This window comes from Galbitalea soli, assembly GCF_010686725.1.
GTDB classification, from domain to species: Bacteria; Actinomycetota; Actinomycetes; order Actinomycetales; family Microbacteriaceae; genus Galbitalea; species Galbitalea soli.
The window spans coordinates 742,861-761,960 of sequence record NZ_JAAGWZ010000002.1; the positions used below are offsets into that span (position 1 = coordinate 742,861).

24 protein-coding genes are annotated in these 19,100 nt (G+C 70.8%); 14 read left to right on the forward strand and 10 right to left on the reverse strand.

The genetic code is table 11. The features are described from left to right. Positions 1–23 precede the first annotated feature (23 nt). The 6 genes from G3T37_RS09635 to G3T37_RS09660 are packed head-to-tail and all read left to right on the forward strand — an operon-like array spanning position 24 to position 2,333. Entirely contained in the window at positions 24–440 is a 417-nt protein-coding gene (locus G3T37_RS09635) for an Asp23/Gls24 family envelope stress response protein (protein ID WP_163473436.1), read from the forward strand. Then, positions 437–625 (forward strand): DUF2273 domain-containing protein, encoded by a 189-nt coding sequence (locus tag G3T37_RS09640; RefSeq protein ID WP_163473438.1) that lies wholly within the window; start codon positions 437–439, stop codon positions 623–625. Before G3T37_RS09635 ends, G3T37_RS09640 begins: the two co-directional genes overlap by 4 nt. Beyond that, the gene (locus G3T37_RS09645; RefSeq protein ID WP_163473440.1) at positions 625–987 is read left to right on the forward strand and encodes a hypothetical protein; all 363 of its coding nucleotides are present in this window, start codon (positions 625–627) and stop codon (positions 985–987) included. Before G3T37_RS09640 ends, G3T37_RS09645 begins: the two co-directional genes overlap by 1 nt. Further along, positions 984–1,550 (forward strand): hypothetical protein, encoded by a 567-nt coding sequence (locus G3T37_RS09650; RefSeq protein ID WP_163473441.1) that lies wholly within the window; start codon positions 984–986, stop codon positions 1,548–1,550. Before G3T37_RS09645 ends, G3T37_RS09650 begins: the two co-directional genes overlap by 4 nt. Continuing rightward, positions 1,547–2,095 (forward strand): hypothetical protein, encoded by a 549-nt coding sequence (locus G3T37_RS09655; RefSeq protein WP_163473443.1) that lies wholly within the window; start codon positions 1,547–1,549, stop codon positions 2,093–2,095. Before G3T37_RS09650 ends, G3T37_RS09655 begins: the two co-directional genes overlap by 4 nt. A 58-nt stretch (positions 2,096–2,153) precedes the next feature. Further along, positions 2,154–2,333: a CsbD family protein gene (locus G3T37_RS09660; protein WP_163473445.1), complete on the forward strand. Its 180-nt coding sequence runs from the start codon at positions 2,154–2,156 to the stop codon at positions 2,331–2,333. Between the two features lie 30 nt (positions 2,334–2,363). Here the strand turns inward: G3T37_RS09660 and G3T37_RS09665 are convergent, their stop codons facing one another. The 3 genes from G3T37_RS09665 to G3T37_RS09675 all read right to left on the reverse strand — a co-directional run bounded on the left by G3T37_RS09665 (position 2,364) and on the right by G3T37_RS09675 (position 4,917). Beyond that, entirely contained in the window at positions 2,364–3,848 is a 1,485-nt protein-coding gene (locus G3T37_RS09665; protein ID WP_163473447.1) for an MDR family MFS transporter, read from the reverse strand. Between the two features lie 134 nt (positions 3,849–3,982). Next, the gene (locus tag G3T37_RS09670) at positions 3,983–4,543 is read right to left on the reverse strand and encodes a DinB family protein (protein WP_163473449.1); all 561 of its coding nucleotides are present in this window, start codon (positions 4,541–4,543) and stop codon (positions 3,983–3,985) included. A gap of 41 nt (positions 4,544–4,584) precedes the next feature. Beyond that, positions 4,585–4,917 (reverse strand): winged helix-turn-helix transcriptional regulator, encoded by a 333-nt coding sequence (locus G3T37_RS09675; protein WP_163473451.1) that lies wholly within the window; start codon positions 4,915–4,917, stop codon positions 4,585–4,587. Between the two features lie 73 nt (positions 4,918–4,990). Between G3T37_RS09675 and G3T37_RS09680 the strand changes: the two genes are divergently transcribed. Continuing rightward, positions 4,991–5,608, forward strand: coding sequence for a malonic semialdehyde reductase (locus tag G3T37_RS09680; protein WP_163473453.1), 618 nt, complete (start codon positions 4,991–4,993; stop codon positions 5,606–5,608). A 112-nt stretch (positions 5,609–5,720) separates the two neighbouring features. Here G3T37_RS09680 and G3T37_RS15145 read toward each other — a convergent pair whose 3' ends face one another. Next, entirely contained in the window at positions 5,721–5,843 is a 123-nt protein-coding gene (locus G3T37_RS15145) for a hypothetical protein (RefSeq protein WP_277814851.1), read from the reverse strand. 164 nt (positions 5,844–6,007) lie between these two features. Here G3T37_RS15145 and G3T37_RS09685 point away from each other — a divergent pair, with 164 nt between their 5' ends. Together G3T37_RS09685 and G3T37_RS09690 are read left to right on the forward strand one after the other, a co-directional pair. After that, positions 6,008–7,390: an LLM class flavin-dependent oxidoreductase gene (locus G3T37_RS09685; protein ID WP_163473455.1), complete on the forward strand. Its 1,383-nt coding sequence runs from the start codon at positions 6,008–6,010 to the stop codon at positions 7,388–7,390. 10 nt (positions 7,391–7,400) lie between these two features. After that, positions 7,401–7,781 (forward strand): DUF3054 domain-containing protein, encoded by a 381-nt coding sequence (locus G3T37_RS09690; protein WP_163473457.1) that lies wholly within the window; start codon positions 7,401–7,403, stop codon positions 7,779–7,781. A 16-nt stretch (positions 7,782–7,797) separates the two neighbouring features. On the opposite strand, the gene G3T37_RS09695 is transcribed toward G3T37_RS09690, so the two are convergent. Continuing rightward, positions 7,798–9,966 (reverse strand): UvrD-helicase domain-containing protein, encoded by a 2,169-nt coding sequence (locus G3T37_RS09695; RefSeq protein ID WP_163473459.1) that lies wholly within the window; start codon positions 9,964–9,966, stop codon positions 7,798–7,800. Between the two features lie 195 nt (positions 9,967–10,161). Here G3T37_RS09695 and G3T37_RS14550 point away from each other — a divergent pair, with 195 nt between their 5' ends. Beyond that, positions 10,162–10,335: a hypothetical protein gene (locus G3T37_RS14550; protein ID WP_174247761.1), complete on the forward strand. Its 174-nt coding sequence runs from the start codon at positions 10,162–10,164 to the stop codon at positions 10,333–10,335. A 129-nt stretch (positions 10,336–10,464) separates the two neighbouring features. Here the strand turns inward: G3T37_RS14550 and G3T37_RS09700 are convergent, their stop codons facing one another. Continuing rightward, on the reverse strand, positions 10,465–10,962 hold the full coding sequence (locus G3T37_RS09700; protein ID WP_163473460.1) for an FBP domain-containing protein: 498 nt from the start codon (positions 10,960–10,962) through the stop codon (positions 10,465–10,467). Between the two features lie 85 nt (positions 10,963–11,047). Then, positions 11,048–12,025: an aldo/keto reductase gene (locus G3T37_RS09705; RefSeq protein ID WP_163473755.1), complete on the reverse strand. Its 978-nt coding sequence runs from the start codon at positions 12,023–12,025 to the stop codon at positions 11,048–11,050. Between the two features lie 78 nt (positions 12,026–12,103). Between G3T37_RS09705 and G3T37_RS09710 the strand changes: the two genes are divergently transcribed. Next, on the forward strand, positions 12,104–13,645 hold the full coding sequence (locus G3T37_RS09710) for a DUF7059 domain-containing protein (RefSeq protein ID WP_163473462.1): 1,542 nt from the start codon (positions 12,104–12,106) through the stop codon (positions 13,643–13,645). 93 nt (positions 13,646–13,738) lie between these two features. Here the strand turns inward: G3T37_RS09710 and G3T37_RS09715 are convergent, their stop codons facing one another. Continuing rightward, the gene (locus G3T37_RS09715) at positions 13,739–15,019 is read right to left on the reverse strand and encodes an MFS transporter (protein WP_163473757.1); all 1,281 of its coding nucleotides are present in this window, start codon (positions 15,017–15,019) and stop codon (positions 13,739–13,741) included. Between the two features lie 175 nt (positions 15,020–15,194). Between G3T37_RS09715 and G3T37_RS09720 the strand changes: the two genes are divergently transcribed. After that, positions 15,195–16,049, forward strand: a complete 855-nt coding sequence (locus tag G3T37_RS09720) for a LysR substrate-binding domain-containing protein (RefSeq protein WP_163473465.1) — start codon at positions 15,195–15,197, stop codon at positions 16,047–16,049. Here G3T37_RS09720 and G3T37_RS09725 read toward each other — a convergent pair. Then, positions 16,046–16,483, reverse strand: coding sequence for a DUF1801 domain-containing protein (locus G3T37_RS09725; RefSeq protein WP_163473467.1), 438 nt, complete (start codon positions 16,481–16,483; stop codon positions 16,046–16,048). The two genes, G3T37_RS09720 and G3T37_RS09725, sit on opposite strands and share 4 nt — an antisense overlap. Before the next feature lie 202 nt (positions 16,484–16,685). On the opposite strand from G3T37_RS09725, the gene G3T37_RS09730 reads away from it, so the two are divergent. Beyond that, on the forward strand, positions 16,686–17,519 hold the full coding sequence (locus G3T37_RS09730) for a DUF3097 family protein (RefSeq protein ID WP_163473758.1): 834 nt from the start codon (positions 16,686–16,688) through the stop codon (positions 17,517–17,519). Between the two features lie 49 nt (positions 17,520–17,568). Further along, entirely contained in the window at positions 17,569–18,060 is a 492-nt protein-coding gene (locus G3T37_RS09735; RefSeq protein WP_163473468.1) for a DUF427 domain-containing protein, read from the forward strand. Positions 18,061–18,066: 6 nt separating this feature from the next. Here the strand turns inward: G3T37_RS09735 and G3T37_RS09740 are convergent, their stop codons facing one another. Then, positions 18,067–19,086: a magnesium and cobalt transport protein CorA gene (locus tag G3T37_RS09740; protein ID WP_163473470.1), complete on the reverse strand. Its 1,020-nt coding sequence runs from the start codon at positions 19,084–19,086 to the stop codon at positions 18,067–18,069. Between the last annotated feature and the right edge of the window lie 14 nt (positions 19,087–19,100).

Sequence of the window (19,100 nt, forward strand, 5' to 3'; positions counted from 1 at the left end):
GCACCGCTACGAAAGGACACACCATGGTTGACACGATCACCGCACAGTCAGCGACGCCCACGACGGCGTCCACGGGCAAGACCACGATCGCGGACTCGGTCGTCGCGAAGGTGGCGGGGATCGCCGCCCGCGAGGTGCCCGGCGTGTTCGCCCTCGGTGGCGGAACCGCCCGCGCGATCGGCGCGATCCGCGACGCCATCGGCAGCACCGACCTCACCCAGGGCGTGAAGGTCGAGGTCGGCGAGACCCAGGTCGCCGCCGACGTCACCATCGTCGTCGAGTACCCGATGCCGCTGCACGACGTGGCCGCCGAGGTGCGCTCCGCCGTCTCCGACGCCATCGTGCGGCTGATCGGCATGGAGGTCGCCGAGATCAACGTCACGGTGAGCGACGTGCACATCGCGTCGGAGGACGAGCAGGAAGAGTCGCGCGTCTCATGAGCGGCACGCTGATCGGGGCGATCGCGGGCGTCGTGCTCGCGATCGTCGCCCTCGCCTTCGGCTTCTGGGGCTTCCTGCTCGCGGTCGTGCTCGGCGCCATCGGCGCCGTGATCGGCGCGAGCGTGACCGGCCGGCTCGATCTGGCGGCCGTCCTCGACGCCGTCCGCGGAAGGCGGAGCGCCTGATGGCGATCAGTGTCCCGCGCCCCACGACGGCGCCCCGCGTGGCCGGCCGGATCGACGTGACCCGGCGCGCTCTCGAGCGCGCGGTGTCGGCGGTCGCGGCCGAGCAGCTGGGCGTCCCGCCGCGGCAGGTGGCGGTGACGCTCAGCGACCTCCGCGGCTCCCTCGCGATCGAATTCACGGCTCCCCTCGCCACGCCCCCGCTTCGCGAGGCGGCCGAGCGAGGGGTCCGGGTGATCGCTCGCGGTCAGGATGCCCGTGCCGCCGTCGCGCGCGCGGTCCCGGCCCTCACCGGCCGCGCGGTCGCCCGCGTCGACCTGCGTTTCCGTTCCGCCACACCGATCTCCACGGGAAGGGTGTCATGACCGAGCCTCGTCTCTACCGTCGGATCCGCCGCCGCGAGCTGCACCGGTCCCGCTCGGGCGCGACCGTCGTCACGCTCGTCGTCGTCGCACTGCTCGCCGCCCTGATCGGCACCGAGTGCGCTCTCGCGGCACTCGGCCGGCCACCGCTGCTCATCGCACCGGGTCGACTGCTGGGCCTCGCCGTCTCCGGCTCGGCGATCACCGAGACGGCGGGAGCGGTCGTGGCGCTGCTCGGGGCCGTCGCTCTCCTGCTGGCGCTGCTGCCGGGTCGCCGCTCACGCCACTCGCTCGCGCACGATCGGCTCGCGGTCGTCGTGGACGACGCTGTGATCGCGGGTGCCCTCCTCCGGGATGCCCGGCGCAGTGCAGCCCTCGCCCCCGACCGGGTCGCCGCCTCGGTGTCACGCCGCCGCGCGAGCGTGCGGCTGACGCCCACGAGCGGAATCCCCATCGACGTCGCGGCGGTCAGGGAGAGCGCCGATAGCCTGCTGGCCGAGCTCGGCGCAAGCCCCTCCGTGCGCGCCGTCGTCGACATAGCCTCGAAGGGAGAGGTCGGATCATGACGCGAAGCAATCGAGTGGTCAATCGGATCATCCTGTTCGTCGTCGGGCTCACGGCGCTCGCGGGCGGCGCGGTGCTCCTGCTCCCGCTGCTGGGCCGCGCGGCACCGCTGCGGCTGCCGGCGCCCGACACCCTGGCACCCGCGACGCTCGCGATCGTGAGCGTCGCCACCGCGATCGTCGTTGTGCTCTCGGTGGCGTGGATCGTCACGCGGGGGCGCGGCCGCACCTCGCAGCTGCTGGTCGTGCCCGGTGAGGCGGGGGTGCTGACCCTCGACTCGCGGGTCGCCGCGGATCTCGTGGCCGACGCGCTCGCCCACAACGCCGACGTGGTCTCGGTGGGATCGGCCGGGTTCCGGATGCGCGGCCGCACCGTGCTCTCACTCCGCGTCGTCGCACGCCGCGCCGCCGATCTGTCGTCGCTCGTCGCGGCGGTGAGCGAGGCCATCGGGGCGCTCGACGCGATCCTCGACACACGACTGCCGGTGCTGCTGCAGGTGGTACCGGGCGTGCGCGTGATCCGCGCACGGGAGAATCGCGCCCGCTGACCGGCGGACGCGAACGAGGTCGCCCCACCCGGGCGGCATGTCACGAAAGGAGCTCACCATGAGCGAGAACGAAGCGAAGAACGCCGCGCAGAAGCTGGTCGGCGCGGGCAAGGAGGCCGTCGGCAAGGTCACCGGCAACGACCGCCTCGTCGCCGAGGGAAAGGCCGATCAGGCCAAGGCCTCGGTGAAGCAGGCCGGTGAGGACATCAAGGACGTCTTCACGCGCGACGAGAAGTAGACCGCGAGCGGGGGCGCCCCGCGCCGGGGACTAGTGTCCCATCGGCGCAGGGGCGCCCCCGGTCTGCGGTGCGCGGCGGATGAGCGCGCTCACCGGGATGGCCACGATCGAGATGATTGCGCCGACCAGGAACGCGCTGTGCACGCCCCCCGCGGTCGAGACGGCGACGTTCGCCCCCTGACCGGCCAGCACCGCTTCGCGCGCGGTGAGGATCGTCACGAACAGGGCGCTCCCGGCCGCCCCTGCCACCTGCTGCACGGTGCCGACCGTCGCGCTGCCGTGCGAGTAGAGGTCGGGGGTCAGGGCGCCGAGGCTCGAGGTGAAGAGCGGCGTGAAGACCAGCGCGAGGCCGATGCTGAGCGAGACATGGGCGACCAGCACCCACCACGACGGCGAGTGCTCGTCGAGCAACGTGAGCCCCCAGAGCACCAGGCTGACGAGGGTGGATCCGCTGATGAGCAGTGCCCGTGGCCCGACCCGGTCGTAGATGCGCCCGACGAGCGGCGCCAGCAGTCCCATGATGATTCCCCCCGGCAGGAGCAGGAGCCCCGTGGTGAGCGAGGAGACGTGGATCGCGTTCTGCATGTAGATCGGCAGCAGCACGAAGGTTCCGAACATCGCCATCATGCTGATCGTGAACATGACGATCGAGAAGGTGAAGGTGCGGTTGCGGAAGGTGCGCAGGTCGAGCAGCGCGGAATCGCGCTTCTGAAGCGACAGCTGCCGCAGGATGAAGACGGCGATGGCGACGGCACCGACGCTGAGCGGCAGCACGGTCTGCAGGGGTCCTGCGTCGCGGAGGCCGAGGTTGCTGAGCCCGTACACGACGCCCCCGAAGCCGATGGCCGAGAGGATGACGGAGAGCACGTCGAAGTGCGTCTTGCGCGGCGTGGTCACGTTCTTCATGAGCACGGCCCCCACGATGAGCGCGGCGGCCGCGATGGGCAGCACGACGATGAACATCCAGCGCCAGCTGAGCACGCTCAGGATGACGCCCGAGATGACCGGGCCGATCGCCGGCGCGACCGAGATGACGATCGAGATGTTGCCCATGACCCGCCCGCGCGAGGCCTCCGGAACGAGGGTGATCGCCGAGGTCATGAGCAGGGGGAGCATGATCGCGGTACCGCTCGCCTGCACGATGCGGGCGATGAGGAGCACCGAGAACCCCGGTGCGATCGCGGCGATCAGGGTGCCCACGGTGAACAGCGACATGGCGGCGATGAAGACCGGCCTGGTGTTGAAGCGCTGAAGCAGGTAGCCGGTGATCGGGATGACCACCGCGCAGGTGAGCAGGAACGCGGCCGTGAGCCACTGCGCGGTGCTCGCCGGAATGCTCAGATCGGCCATGAGACGGGGCACCGCGACGCCCATGATCGTCTCGTTGAGGAACACGACGAAGGTGGAGACGAGCAGCAGGGTGAGGACCAGGCGATTGCGCGCGCCCATCGAGGTGGGCTGGCCGGCCGTCGCCTCCGCGTCGGCCCGGGGATCGGTGAGTGCGGTGTCGGCCATGAGGGATCCCATCGATCAGGGGCGTACGGGTGAGGGGACGCCGGCGGTGCGCGAGAGGCGCACCGTCATCAGCGCATTCTCAGTCTTGCGTATTCCCCCGACATTTCGTCAGGGGCGTCCTCTGAGGGCGAACATCACCGGAAGGGGCTGAGACCCATCTGATTGCGGGTGCCGATCATCTCGCCGACGTGGTTGGTGATGTGGCCGAGGAGCGGCCAGCGCACGAGGAAGCCGAGGGGCGCATCCCACATTCGGTACAGCCATCCGAAGCTCGTCTCGTCGATTCCCGCGGCGCGCAGCGCTGCCGCGACGTCCGGGCGATCGTCGAGTGCGGCACCGTCGAGGGTGGCGAGGTACTCGCGCACGTCGGTGATCACCGACCCCGCGAAGGCCGCGACCTCGGCGGCGTCGAGCGCCGCCGCCCACGGCTGTTCCACCTCCTGCAGTCCGCTGCCGGGAACCGTGGCCGCCGGATCGAACTCCGCGAGACGCGGGTCGGCCTCCAGGGGATAGAACCCGGTGACCTGGAGCGCGAGGGAGGCGTGGCGAGCGAGGTGGTAGGTGGCCCAGGTGATCGAGTTGCCGCCGGGCATCCGCTCGCCCTGTCGCTCGCTCGGCACGATGCTCAGGATCTGGCCGTCGAGGCGGGCCGAGGTGTCGTCGAGTTCGGCGACGAGCCACTGGGTGAGATCCACGCGTCAATCCTAGAAGGATCGGGATACCCCCGCAGGGCCGCTCAGTCCGTCAGGTTCTCGGTGGCCCAGGTGGTGAGCTCGTTGAGGGCCGGCAGGAGGGCGGTCCCCGAGTCGGTGAGGGTGTAGGCGACGGCGACCGGGGGACCGGCGTCGACGGTGCGCGTGATGAGGCCCGCCGTCGTGAGCTCGACGAGGCGCTCCGAGAGCACGGAGTCGCTGATGCCCCCCACCGCGCGGCGCAGTTCGGAGAACGTCGACGCTCCGGTCTGGAGAGTGGCGAGGATGACGCCGTTCCAGCGCTTGCCGAGGAACTCGAAGGCGCGCACCAAGGCCCGGTCGCACACCCGCGGCTGGGGCTCGGTCTCGATCGCCATGACAGCAGTCTAGCAAAGTGCTATGGTGAACGGTGTTACTTGTTTTTTCATAGTTACAACGTGATTGGAAGTCATGACCAGCCTCGCCAGCTCCGCACAGCTCGATCCCGTCGACGAGTCGGCCCGCGCCGCGCTCTTCACCGACGCCCACACCGCGAACGCGTTCGCCGACATCCCCGTGAGCGACGAACAGTTGCGCGAGATCTGGTCGCTCGCCAAGTGGGCGCCGACCCAGGCCAACTTCCAGCCACTCCGCGTGCTCTACGTTCAGAGCCCCGAGGCGCGCGAGCGACTCGTGGCGCAGATGAGCGAGGGCAACCGGGCGAAGACCCTGGCCGCTCCGGCCGTCGCGGTGCTCGCCTTCGACGGCTCGTTCCACCAGCACATCCCCACGGTGGTTCCGCACCTTGCCCACATGAAGGACTCCCTCGAGCAGAACCTCGAGAACCGCGTGCTCACCGCGCGCAACAACGCCTGGCTGCAGGCCGGCTACTTCATCGTGGCGGTGCGGGCGGCCGGCTTCGCCGCGGGCCCCATGGGCGGCTTCGACGCCGCGGGCGTCGACCGTGAGTTCTTCGCCGACAGCGAGTGGGGCTCCTTCCTGGTGGTCAACATCGGCTACCCGGCCGAGGATGCCTATCGCCCGCGCCTGCCCCGCCTCGACGAGGAGCACGTGCTCGCCTTCGCGTAGCCCGCGCTCGCGTCCCGCGCCGGGTGCCGCCGCCGGGAGCGCACCCCGCGCACACAACGAAAGAGCCGGACCCCGATGGGGTCCGGCTCTTCGAAGTTACGGCAATGGCCGCCTATCCGATGATGCTCGCCTTGGACGTGCCCGCCGCCTTGGACTTCTTGTCGGCGCGCTTCTCCTTCAGCGACTTGGATGCTGCGGTCTTGCCGCTGTTCTTCTTGGGCGATTTGTCTGCCATAGGGCATCCCTCCCTCGGAAGCTCGGACGGCTTCATTAGTGCGAACACTACGCCACCCGCGGCGGCTCGGCATCACCCGATCCTGCCGCCGTCGCCGCCGCGCTCTGTTTCGCTGCGTGACGGGCGATCCCCGGCCGCGCGTCGCGATCGGCGACCATGGAGGAATGACGAGACAGATCCGCTTCAACGCCTTCGACATGAACTGCGTCGCCCACCAGTCCTCCGGGCTGTGGCGCCACCCGAGAGACCAGTCGTGGCGGTACAAGGATCTGACGTACTGGACCGAGCTCGCCAAGCTCCTCGAACGCGGCACCTTCGACGGCATCTTCATCGCCGACGTGCTCGGCACCTACGACGTCTACGGCGGCACGAACGAGGCCGCGATCCGCCACGGGGCCCAGGTTCCGGTCGGCGACCCGCTCATGCTCGTCTCGGCCATGGCGTTCGTCACGGAGCACCTCGGATTCGGGGTGACCGCGGGAACCGCCTACGAGCATCCCTACCCCTTCGCCCGCCGGATGTCGACGCTCGACCACCTCACCAAGGGCCGGGTCGGCTGGAATGTCGTGACGGGCTACCTGCCCTCGGCCGCGCGCAACATGGGCAACGACGACCAGCTCGAGCACGACGCGCGCTACGACCACGCCGACGAGTACCTCGAGGTGCTCTACAAGCTCTGGGAGGGCTCGTGGGAGGACGACGCGGTGCAGCGCAACCGCGAGACGGGCGTCTTCACCGACCCGACGAAGGTGCATGAGATCGGCCACTACGGCACGCACTTCACCGTGCCGGGCATCCACATCTCCGAGCCGTCGCCGCAGCGAACGCCCGTGATCTACCAGGCGGGTGCCTCGGGTCGCGGAATCGCCTTCGCCGCGGGCAACGCCGAGGCGATCTTCGTCGCCGCCCCGACCAAGGAGGTGCTGAAGGCCACGGTGAAGAAGATCCGCGACGCGATCGAGGCGGCGGGCCGCGACCGCTACGCCGCGAAGATCTACACGCTCCTCACGATCATCACCGACGAGACCCCCGAGAAGGCGCAGGCGAAGTACGAGGACTACCTCTCCTACGCGAGCGAGGAGGGCGCGCTCGTCTTCATGTCGGGCTGGATGGGCGTCGACCTCTCGGAGTACGAGCTCGACGAGCCCGTCGGCAACGTGAAGAGCAACGCCATCCAGTCCGTCGTGACCAACTTCCAGGCCTCGGCCGCGGACGGCGGCGACTGGACCGTGGGCGACATCGGCCGCCACGGCGCGATCGGCGGGCTCGGCCCGTTCATCGTCGGCTCGGGCGCGCAGATCGCCGACCAGTTGCAGGAGTGGGTCGAGGAGACCGACGTCGACGGCTTCAATCTGGCCTACGCCATCACGCCCGGAACCTTCGAAGACGTCGTGGAGTTCGTGATCCCCGAGCTGCGCAAGCGCGGCGTCTACCCGGAGGAGTACGTCGAAGGGACACTGCGTCAGAAGCTGCACGGTCGGGGCGACCGACTGCCGGAGGAGCACAAGGGCGCGAGCTACCGCTATCTCGCCCAGCCCGCCTCCTAGGCTGGGGGGCATGGCCCAGCTCCGCACCTCCCTGCGCGTCGCGCAGGCGATCGACGTCGTCCTCGTTCTCGTGTTCGTGCTCATCGGGAGGTCGAGTCACCACGAGGCGATCACGCTGCCCGGCACGCTCGTCACGCTCTGGCCGTTCCTCGTCGGCCTCGTCGCGGGTCACCTCGTCATGAGGGCGTGGCGCTCCCCGCTCCGGGTGTGGCCCACCGGCGTCGGGATCTGGGTCGCGACGGTCGTCGTGGGGATGCTGCTGCGCGTCGTCAGCGGGCAGGGCATCCAGCTCGGTTTCGTGATCGTGGCGACGATCGTGCTGGGCGTCTTCCTCGTCGGGTGGCGGGCGCTGGCCATCCCGATCGCTGGTCGGCGGCGCCGCCGGCGGTAGCCGACGAGACCCGGCGTCAGGGAATCGTGCCGATCCACAGTCCCGACCGGGCGCGGGTCGCAGCGGCGTAGAGCTCGCGGGCCAGCAGGATCGACTCCTCCCGGGCGGCCCGGGCAGCCGGGCGGGTCGCGGCGTTCGCCGCGGCGGCGCGCGCTGCGCCTCGACGCCCACGGGGGGCGGCCTCGGCGGCCCGCAGCGAGCGACGCGTCGGGTCGACCACGGGTTCCTGCACGGTCGCCGGGTCGGGGATGAGCGCCGTCGGCACCTGTACGAGCAGCACCTGCTCGAAGTGGAGTCCCTTCGCGCGCGACACCGTGCCGACCTTCACGGCGTCGACGGGTCGGCCGTCGAAGCGCGAGAGTTCCACGATCGGGATGTTCGCCTTCTGCAGCGCCGCCATTGCCGACCGCACGGCGAAGGTCGAGGGCGCGACCACTCCGATGTCGCCGAGGCGCGCGCTCCCGCTCGACACGATCTCGCGCACCCGCCGGGGGAGCTCGGCGTCGTGGGCTGCGCGATTGCTGAAGCGCACGACGAGCGGCGGCACTCCGGGGGCGACGGAGGGTTCCGCCGGCTCGGGTACCAGGTGCCCGCCCTCCATGTCGTCGACGACGTCGTCGGCGACCAGCTGCTCGGCGTAGCGCGTGATCTGCGGCGCGGTGCCCACATTGCGGCTGAGGGAGACGCTGCGGCCCGCCACCGAGATGCCCAGCTCCTCCAGCCGGTAGCCGCCCGGATAGATCGACTGCTGCGCGTCGCCGACGAGCGTGAGTCCATCGGGGGCGTCCCCCACGAGGTGGTGCAGCATGCGCACCATCTCGGCCGAGAGATCCTGTGCCTCATCGGCGATGACCGCCGCGTAGCGCGTGAGCGGTTCGTCGCGCAGCGAGCGCTCCGCGAGGCGGATGAGGTCGGCCTGATCGTGCGCCCCCCGCGCCTCCATGCGCTTCTGATACGCGAGGTAGAGCTCCCAGACCGCCGCCCGCTCCTGACTGGAGAGGGCACGAGAGCGACCCACCCGGGACAGACTCGCGTACTGGTCGAAGGTCTCGATGCCCCGGCCCTTGATGACCTTCTCGATCTCGTCGTCCCAGTACCCGTACTTCTCGCTCAGGGTGCCGAGGAGCCCGGGCCGGCCGACCGTCCGCCACGCGACCTCGAACTCGGCGTCGGCGATGGCGGGCTGAAGGTTGCAGCGGATTCCGCGATCCGACAGCAGGCGCTTCGCGAACGCGTGCGTGCCCATGAACTCGACGCGGTGGCGGATCTCCGGCGCCATGCGCTCGAGCTGCGAGGCCAGCACGGCCGGCAGTGTGCTCACATACGAGGTCACGAGCACGATGCCCGGCTGCGTGCGCGCGAGGTGCGCCGCTCGGTGCAGCGCGGTGACCGTCTTTCCGGTGCCGGCCGCGCCCCGGATGCGGGAGGGGCCGTCGAAGCTGCGCCGGGCGAGGCGGGCCTGCTCGGGCGTGAGGAAGGACATCCACGGTTCGATGCGCGAGGCGGCGAGGCCGGTCTGCAATTGGTAGGAGACCTCCGCGTTGGAGAGCAGGGGGATCGTGTCGAGTTCGTCGATGGTGGACTGCTCGGGGGCGCGGTCGCCCTGCGCGAGGTGGTCGTCGTCGGAGCGCTCGAAGAAGTCGAGGCTCGCCGTGAGCACCGCGTCGACCTGCTCGGGTGTCAGCCGCGTGCCATGGCCCAGGATGTAGGCGATCGCCTCCTGCTCGCCCACGAGTTCGACGACGCCGATGCGGGCGCGAATTCCGTGGGCACCGGCCAGGACGACGAGTGGGTGGATCTCGCCCGGCGCGAGCCCGATCTCGGCGAGCGCCGCCTCTGCAGCGAAGGCCAGATCGGCGAGTGCGTCGAGATCGGCGGTCACGTCGACGCCGTGGCGCAGGATGCGGCGGTTCTCGATCGCGAGGTCGGCCCAGGAGTTCGTGTCGACGATGAACACGCCGCTCGGCCCGACCACGACGAGATCAGCGCTGCCCCCCGAGGAGACGGGAAGGACGGTGAAGCCCACGGCGGTGAGCGGAGACAGGGCCGTGATGACGTCGCGCTCGGTGGGCGCGAGCGCAGCGCGCGCCGCAGCCTGCCGCGCGACCAGTACCGCGTGCTCGCGCCCCTCGGCGAGTACCAGCTCCCGTCGCGAACCGGCGCTGTCAGACGATGCGATCGTCATGTGTTCCTCGGTTCCCCCGTCCGCCGCTTCCCCCGAAGCGCCAGATACCCCAGTCTCACAGGGCTACCGGCGTGAAAGTATTCCACTTTCGGGGGGCGTGGGGAGTGGACCGCGCGGTCGCCGTGCGCCGGGTGGAGGGCACGCCCGCAACTGGTGGAGAATGAGGGAGCACAGTCTCCGAGCAGTCAGGACATCATGAACGTCTTCGCCTTCATCATCGCGTTCCTCTTCTTCGTCGGCGGGATCGCGCTGTTCGGCTTCTCGTTCGAGACGGGCAGCGCCGAGGCGATCGTGTTCCTGGCGGGCCTCGCGGCGATCATCATCTCCCTCGCGATCCCGTTCCACATCCTGAAGCGCACCGACCGCTGAGTGCCGGGTCTTTGAGTGGCGGGCCGCTGAGCGCCGGGCCGCTGAGTGGCGGACCGCTGAGTGCCGGGCCGCTGCGCCCCGCGGCACGGCGGCTGCCGCGCGCGACGACCGACCGCCCCGCGCCGGGCCCTACGCGGCCGGTTTGATCAGCTCGCTCGTGAAGCTGTCGAGACGACGCAGCAGTCCCGACGAGCGCGTCTCCACCAGGCCGGAGGGGTTCGGCTGCATGTCTGAGGGCGCCGGGATGATCCGGATGATCGTCGAGCAGGCGAGGTCGGAGCAGATGTACGTTCCGATCGTGTTGCCGTCTCGGCCCGCCTGACCGGCCTTGGGCACCGTGAACAGACTCACCTGGCTGCCCGGCTGGTGGGTGCGGCAGAGCGAGCACATCGCGGAGATCCCGCGCGACATGGTCGAGCTCGCGGACCGGAGCACCATGCCGAAGGGCTTGCCCTCCCGCCAGTAGACGATGTACCCGCGCTGCGCGAAGGTGGGGTCGCGCCAGCCCAGGTACTCGCGCTCCTCCCACACGGTCTCGTGCAGGCCCGGCAGCGGCATCCGGGCGATGTCGTCGGCGGTGACGTTCACCATGGAGGCGCGGATCTCGTCGGCGGTCAGCGGCTGCATGCCTCGGTTCTCCTCGGGGTCGGCGGGGTGGGGGTGGGTGCCCGTGGGGTCGGGCGGGGATCGGGCGCCCGCGGTGGGCGCGAGCTCAGAACCCCTCGGCGGCGTGCGGGACGTAGTGCTCGGCGAGCAGCGCCAGCTCCTCGGCGCTCAGTTCGAGTTCGACCGCGGCGACCGCGTCGACGATGTGGTGCGGTTTGGTCGCCCCGACGATCGGGGCGGTGACGGCGTCCTGCTGCGCCACCCACGCGAGCGCCACCTGAGCGCGCGGCACTCCGCGAGCCTCGGCGACGGTGGCGACGGCATCCACGATCCGGCGGTCGGACTCCTCGGTCTGGTGGTACAGCGTCTGCCCGAACAGGTCGGTGGCGGTGCGGCCGGTCGTCTCGCCCCACGGTCGGGTGAGGGTTCCGCGCGCGAGCGGGCTCCACGGGATCACGCCCACACCGGTCGCGAGACAGTACGGGTGCATCTCGCGCTCCTCCTCGCGGTAGATGAGGTTGTACTGGTCCTGCATCGACACGAAGCGGGTCCAGCCGCCGAGGTCGGCCGCGTGCTGCATGCTCGCGAACTGCCAGGCGTACATGGATGACGCGCCCAGGTACCGCGCCTTGCCGGCCTTCACGACATCGTGCAGCGCCTCCATGGTCTCCTCGACGGGCACCTGCGGGTCGAAGCGGTGGATCTGGTACAGGTCGACGTAGTCGGTGCGGAGGCGGCGCAGGCTCGCGTCGATCTCGTGCATGATCGCGGCGCGCGAGAGTCCGCGGCCGTTCGGGCCGGGCCGCATGGTGCTGTGCACCTTGGTGGCGATGACCACGTCCTCGCGCGGGGCGAACTCGGCGAGCAGCGTTCCGGTAATTTCCTCGCTCGAGCCGAGGGAGTAGACGTTGGCGGTGTCGAAGGTGGTGATTCCCGCCTCGATCGCCTGTCGGAAGAACGGCCTGCTCTCGTCGAGCCCCACGCTCCAGGCGTGTGCGCCCCGGGTCGGATCGCCGTAGCTCATGCAGCCGAGGATCACCGCCGAGACCTCGAGACCGCTGTTGCCGAGTCGAATGTGCCTCATCGTCATAGCTCCAGAGTAGACGCGACCCCGCGTCGCCCGCCGCGCACGTCACCGGGGCGCGTGCGCTTGAATGGCAGGATGACCGCCGACGCGCTGCCCGCCCTCCTCGCCCGCGACCTGGGCGACGCCGGCTACACCGTGGCCGGACTGCGCGCCCTGTGGGGCGAGGAGGCGGATGCGGCACTGCACCGCGGCCACCGGGTTCCCGCCCGTCGCGCCCTCGACGCCCTCCCGGCGGGGGCGGATGACCGCGCCGCCACCCTCGCCCGAACCTTCGTGCTCGGCCTGCCCGCTGACGCCGCCCGCCTGGAGCGCGCGCTGCCGGCCGCGGGGGTCGCGGGGGTGCAGCAGCTCGGTCTCGTGCGCGCAGACGGCGGCACGGTCATCCCGACCGCCGACCTGCGGCCCTACAGCTTCACCGATGCGTGGGGCGCGGCCGAGTGGTGGATCGCGAGCGACCTCGGAGAGGTCGCCGTCGGCGGCCCGCTCGGCGAGGACCACGTGCTCGGGGTGGGCGGCGCCTCGCTCACCCTCGCGGGGCTCATGGTCGACCGCTCCTCGCGCCTCACGCTCGACCTCGGCACGGGCTGTGGGATCCAGGCGCTGCACGCCTCCCGTCACTCGGGCCGGGTCATCGCCACGGACATCTCCGAGCGCGCCCTCCGCTTCGCGCGCCTCAACGCGGCGCTCAACGGCGTGAGCACCATCGAGTTCCGGCATGGCAGCCTGTTCGAGCCGGTCGCGGGGGAGACCTTCGACCACATCGTCTCGAATCCGCCCTTCGTCATCACCCCGCGCGCGGAGGGCGTGCCCGCCTACGAGTACCGGGACGGCGGACTCGTGGGCGACGCGATAGTCGCGGCGGTGATCGAGGGTATGTCGACCCACCTCGCGCCCGGCGGCGTGGGCCAGCTGCTCGGCAACTGGGAGTACCGGGCCGGCGCGGGCGGTCTCGCGCGGGTGGAGGGCTGGCTCGAGGCGCGGGCGGCGGAGGGTCACCCGCTCGACGCCTGGGTGGTCGAGCGCGAGGTGCAGCCGGTCGAGCTGTACACGGAGACCTGGATCCGCGACGGGGGCACCCGACCGGGGCCCGATTTCGACCGCCTCGCGGAGGCCTGGCTCGACGACTTCGCCGCGCGCGGGGTCTCGGCGGTGGGTTTCGGCTACGTGACCGTGCGGCGGCCGCTCCCGGGCGCCGGCGTGCTGCGCCGGTTCGAGCACGTCGAGTCGGGTGGCGGCGCTCTCGGCCCGCACATCGCGGCGACCCTCGCCGCGCACGATTGGCAGGCGGCCCGCGACGACGCGGAGTTCGCGCGGGCCGCGCTCACGGTCGCAGCCGACGTGACCGAGGAGCGCCACTACTGGCCGGGCGACGAGCATCCCGCGGTCATGAACCTGCACCAGGGCGGCGGATTCGCGCGCAGCTACCCCCTCGACACGGCGCTCGCCGCGGTCGTCGGTGCGAGCGACGGCGAGTTGAGTGTGGCCGCCATCTGCGCGGCGATCGCCGAGCTGCTGGGGTCGCCGGATGCCCCGCTGAGCCCCGACGCCCTGCTCGCCGAGCTCGTTCCGACCCTGCGCGAGCTCGTCACCGTCGGAATCCTGCTGCCGCCCGCCTGATCGCGGCGCGGGTGCGGCGATGCCGGGGTGCGGTGGCTGCCGGCGGTGCCGGGGTGCGCGGGTGCGCGGGTGCGGCGGCAGCGGGGCGCGGCGTCAGCGCGGCACGATCGCGACGCGCGGCAGGCGCCGGTCGAGCCGCACGCTGAGGGCGAGCTGGTGCCGACGCGCGAGCACGACACCGATCACGAGGGCGGTGAGCGCTGGCACGGCCCCGGAGACGATCATGCCGATGTGCGGTCCCCAGCGCTCCACGATCCACCCCATGAGCGGACCGCCGATCGCCTGCCCGCCGAGCAGCACGAGCACGTAGAGCGACATGACGCGACCGCGGATTCCGAGATTCGATGACATCTGCACGAGCGAGTTCGCGGCGGTGATGAAGAGCAGGTTCGCGACCCCGAGTGCGACGAGGGTGACCGCGAAGCCGCCCTCGCCCGGCATGAGCCCGGCGACCGCCTGCAGCGCGCCCCACAGCCCGCCCATGGCGACGACCGTGCGCAGTCGCACGCGGGTGCGCCGGGTCGAGAGCACGGCGCCGGTGAACGCGCCCGCGGCGACGAGCGTGTTGAACAGGCCGTACCCGGCCGCGCCCACGCCGAAGACGTCGTTCGCGTAGGCGGCGAGGATGACCGGCATGCTGAGCGCGAACACCGACAGCACCGCGACCATCACGACCGACCACAGGATGGTCGGCTTGCGCAGCGCGTAGGCGAGGCCCTGGCGCAGCTGCCCCTTGCTGCGCGGCACGGCGGCGCTGCGCACGAGGCTCGCCGTGCGGAGCATCCCGAGCGTCGCGACCGTGAGCGCGCAGGTGGCGGCGTTGATCGCGAAGGCCCAGCCGGCGCCGACCGCGACGAGCAGCGCGCCCGCGATCGCCGGGCCGATGAGGCCGCCCAGCTGGAACACCGAGGAGTTGACGCTGATCGCGTTGCGCAGGTTGCGCGGCCCGACGAGTTCGTTGACGAAGACCTGCCGGGTGGGGTTGTCGACGACGGTCACGAGGCCCACGACGAAGGCGATCGCGTAGACGTGCCAGACCTGAACCGTGCCGGTGAGCGCGAGGACGGCGAGCAGCGTGGCGAGAACTCCCGCGATCGATTGCGTCATCATGAGCAGCATGCGCTTGGAGTAGCGGTCGACGATGAGTCCGCCGTAGAGCCCGAAGAGGAGCATCGGGGTGAACTGCATCGCGACCGTCACGCCGACCGCGGCGACGCTGCCGGAGAGCTGCAGCACCAGCCAGTCCTGCGCGATGCGCTGCATCCAGGTGCCCGACATCGCAACGATGTTGGAGAGCGTGAACAGCCGGAAGTTGTGCACCCGGAGCGAGCTGAGGCTCTCGCTCCAGGGGATGCGGCCGGTGATGACCGGCATGGGTTCGGTGGGTGGTGATGCCTGGAGCGGTGCGGAGGTCACGAGAGTCCTGGTGCGATGGATGCGAGTCGGTTACGTATGGGGCGGGGCGTCTCATTCGACCGTACTCGCGCATCCATCATTCAGCGACTAAATTGAAGCTATATCTGTCATTGCGATCTGCAATAGGAGCCGGATGTTCGATCCCGTGTTGCTCAGGACCTTCCTCGCCGTCGCGGAGACCCGCAGCTTCACGGGCGCGGGGGTGCAGCTGGGGCTGAGCCAGCCGACCGTGAGCCAGCACGTGCGCAAACTCGAGGAGGCCGCGGGCCGCACGCTCGTCTCCCGCGACACGCGGGATGTGCGGCTCACCGACAACGGCGACGCGATGGCGGGATTCGCGCGCACCATCCTCGCCGCGCACCAGGCCGCCGTCAGCTACTTCAGCGGATCGGCCATGCGGGGGAGGCTGCGCTTCGGCGCCGGCGACGACCTCGCCATCACCCAGCTGCCGCGGATCCTCCGGCACTTCCGGCAGCTGTACCCGCAGATCAACCTCGAACTGACCGTGACGCAGACCGGCGCCCTCTATCGCCGACTGCGCGCGGGCCAGCTCGACCTCATCTTCGTGAAGGAGAACCCCGACGAGGAGTCGGGCGGGGTGCGCGTGAGCCGCGACAGCATGGTCTGGGTCGGGCACGAGAAGACGGTCATCGAGCCGGGGGAGCCCGTGCCCGTCGTCACCTATCAGGCGCCGAGCGTGAGCCGTCAGATCGCGATCGACGCGCTCGAGGCGGCGGGTCGAACCTGGCGCATCACCTGCAACTCGCGCGAGGTCAACGGTCTGCTCGCGGCGGTGCGCGCGGGTCTCGGCATCGCCGTCTTCCCGCAGAGCCTCATCCCCGAAGACCTCGTGAAGGTCACCAACCGCTTCGCATTGCCGGCCCTCGGCGATGTCGATTTCACCCTGCTCGCGCATCCGGCCGCCCCGGCCGAGCCGACTGAGGCCCTGATCTCGGCGATCATGGGGCGCGCGCTCGCGCGGGGTTAGCCCGCCGCCTTGCGCACGAGCTCGGTCACCGTGGCCGCCTGCTCGGCGGTGAGCGGCGCGGTCACCGCGTAGGCGACCGGCCACATGGTGCCGTCGTCGAGCGTCGCGACCGACTCGAAGGTCAGGGTCGCGTAGCGCTCCTTGAACTTCGCCGCGGGCTTGAAGAACAGGATCGTCTTGTCATTGCGCACGTAGGCGGGGAAGCCGTAGTAGGTCTTCTTCGCGAACTCGGGGACGGCGGCCATGATGATCTCGTCGAGCTGCTGCGCGAGCACCTGATCGAGTCCCGTCATACCCGCGATCGCGTCGGCCAGGGCCTGCGCTCCCGCCTCCCGGGTCGCCGCGAGCTTGAGCTCGGCGGCGCGCTGCTTCATCGCTGCCTTCTCCTCCGCCGAGAAACCGGGGCCTGAGGATGTCTTCTTCGTGGTTGCCATGAGCCCATCGTAGGGAGGGAGCCGTGCGCGGCACTTCTCCGAAACTGCTCGGTCCGGACGGTGCGCGGCCGGACGGCGCGGCGTGCGGGCGGCTGCGGCGCGCGCGGGATCGGCCGGGCGCGCGGCCGATCGCGGCGACACGCGCGCGTTCGCGGCCGCGCTGGCGCTCCCCGCGCCGCCGCGCGGATACCGTGGACGGGTGATCGACGACCCCTACGGCAGCGACGTCCTGGCCGACTTCGGACGGCGCGCTCCCCGCGTGCAGCCGCGCGTGGTGGAGGCCGAACGCGACCTCGTCGTGGAGGAGGTCGCCACCGGCTACGTCGGCGCCGTGGTCGGCTACGAGGGACGTCTCATCCGGCTCGAGGATCGGCGCGGCGCGATCCGTCTCTTCCCGATCGGCCCCGGCTTTCTGCTCGACGGAGAGCCGGTCGCGCTCAAGCTGCCCGCCCCCACGAAGCCGTCCACCCCCGCGCGCACCGCCTCCGGGTCCTTCGCCGTCGAGCAGCACCGGGCCCGAATCGCGCGCGCCAGCCGCATCTTCGTCGAGGGGCGTCACGACGCGGAACTCGTCGAGCGGGTCTGGGGCGCCGACCTCCGGGTGGAGGGCGTCGTGGTCGAGTACCTGGAGGGCGTGGATGACCTCGCCACGATCGTGCGCGACTTCGCCCCGGGGCCGGGGCGGCGCATCGGCGTTCTCGTCGACCACCTCGTGCCGGGATCGAAGGAGAGCCGCATCGCCGACGCGGTGACGCACGGGCCGCACGGGGACGCGGTGCTCGTGGTCGGTCATCCGTTCATCGATATCTGGCAGGCGGTCAAGCCGTCGCGCCTGGGGCTGCAGGAGTGGCCGGTGATCCCGCGGGGCGTCGAGTGGAAGCACGGCATCTGCGCGGCGCTCGGCTGGCCGCACGCCGATCAGGCCGACATCGCGCGCGCGTGGAAGCAGATCCTCTCCCGCGTCGACAGCTACGCCGACCTCGAACCCGTGCTGCTCGGTCGGGTCGAGCAGCTCATCGACTTCGTCACCGAGTAGCCCTTCGCGCTCGCGGCCGCCGCCCAGCACCCGGGCGTAGCGTGGGCGCATGAGCAGGAGCACTCCGAAGCCCGTCATCCCCGGCCCCGGCCAGGAGTCCGTGTGGGACTACCCCCGGCCGCCCCGCGTCGAGCGCACCGCGAAGCGCATCGTGATCGAGCTCGGAGGCCGCGTGATCGCCGACACCAGCGATGCCGTGCGCGTGCTCGAGACGAGCCATCCGCCCGTCTACTACCTGCCGCGGGAGGCCTTCGCGAGCGGGGTGCTTCAGCCCGCTCCCGGCTCCAGCGTCTGCGAGTTCAAGGGCGAGGCACGCTATCTCTCGGTCGGCAGTGCACCACGGGCCGCCTGGTTCTATCCCGCGCCGCGCCCCGGCTTCGAGCTGCTCGCCGGTCGGGTCGCCGTGTACCCCTCGGCGATGGACCGGTGCACCGTCGACGGCGAGACGGTGACGGCGCAGGAGGGCGACTTCTACGGCGGCTGGATCACCGCCGACATCGTCGGCCCGTTCAAGGGCGCGGCGGGCACCTGGGGCTGGTGAGCCGCCCTACAACCAGCCGCGACGCTTGAACGCCGCGTACAGGGCGACACCGAGCACGACCATGAGCCCCAGCGCATAGGGGTAGCCGTAGGTCCAGTGCAGCTCGGGGATGACCTTGAAGTTCATGCCGTAGATCCCCGCGACGAGCGTCGGGGCGAACAGGATGGCCGCCCACGACGAGATGCGCTTCGCCTGGTCGGCCTGGCGCAGGCTCGCCTCCGTGAGCGACTTCACCTCGTCGTTCTGTCGCTGCGCCACGAGCGTGGAGTGCACCATGAGCGCGTTCTGCAGGAGCACCCGGAAGCCGTCGACGCGCTCGACGATGTGGATGACGTGGTCCTGCACGTCGCGCAGGTCGCGTCGGAGCTCGATCATGAGCTCGTTGTCGGCACCGACGTACTCGCGCAGGGTCTCGAGCATGCCCTCGAGCGGCTGGGTGGCGCGCTGGAACGCGATGACCTCCCGCGAGAGGTCGTAGATGCGGCGGGAGACGTTCGGATCCTCGTTGAACAGCTGGTCCTCGATCTCGTCGATGTCGTTCTCGAGGCCCGACATCACGGGGGCGTACTCGTCGACCACCTGGTCGAGCACCGCGTACATGATCGCGTAGGTACCGAGCGCGAGCAGACCGGGATTGGCCTCCAGGCGCTTGCGCACGCGGCCGAGGTCGGGCGACTCGGCGTGCCGGATCGTGATCGCGAAGTCGGGGCCGACGAACATGTGCACCTCGCCGAACTCCACCTCCTCCGACGCCTCCAGGTAGCGGGCGGGGCGCAGCACGATGAACTGGGTGTCGCCGTAGCGCTCGAGCTTGGGTCGCTGGTGGCCGTTGAGGGTGTCCTCCACCGCGAGGTGGTGCAGGCTGAACTCGGTCGCCACCGATTGCACCTCGGTGGGCGTCGGTCGATACATGCCGATCCAGGCGATGCCGTGACGCGCGCGGAGCACCTCGTAGGTCTCCTCGAGGCTGTCGGGGTTGCGGGTGCGCTCGCCATTCACGTAGACGGCGTTGTCGATGATCGGCATGTCACCAGTGTGAC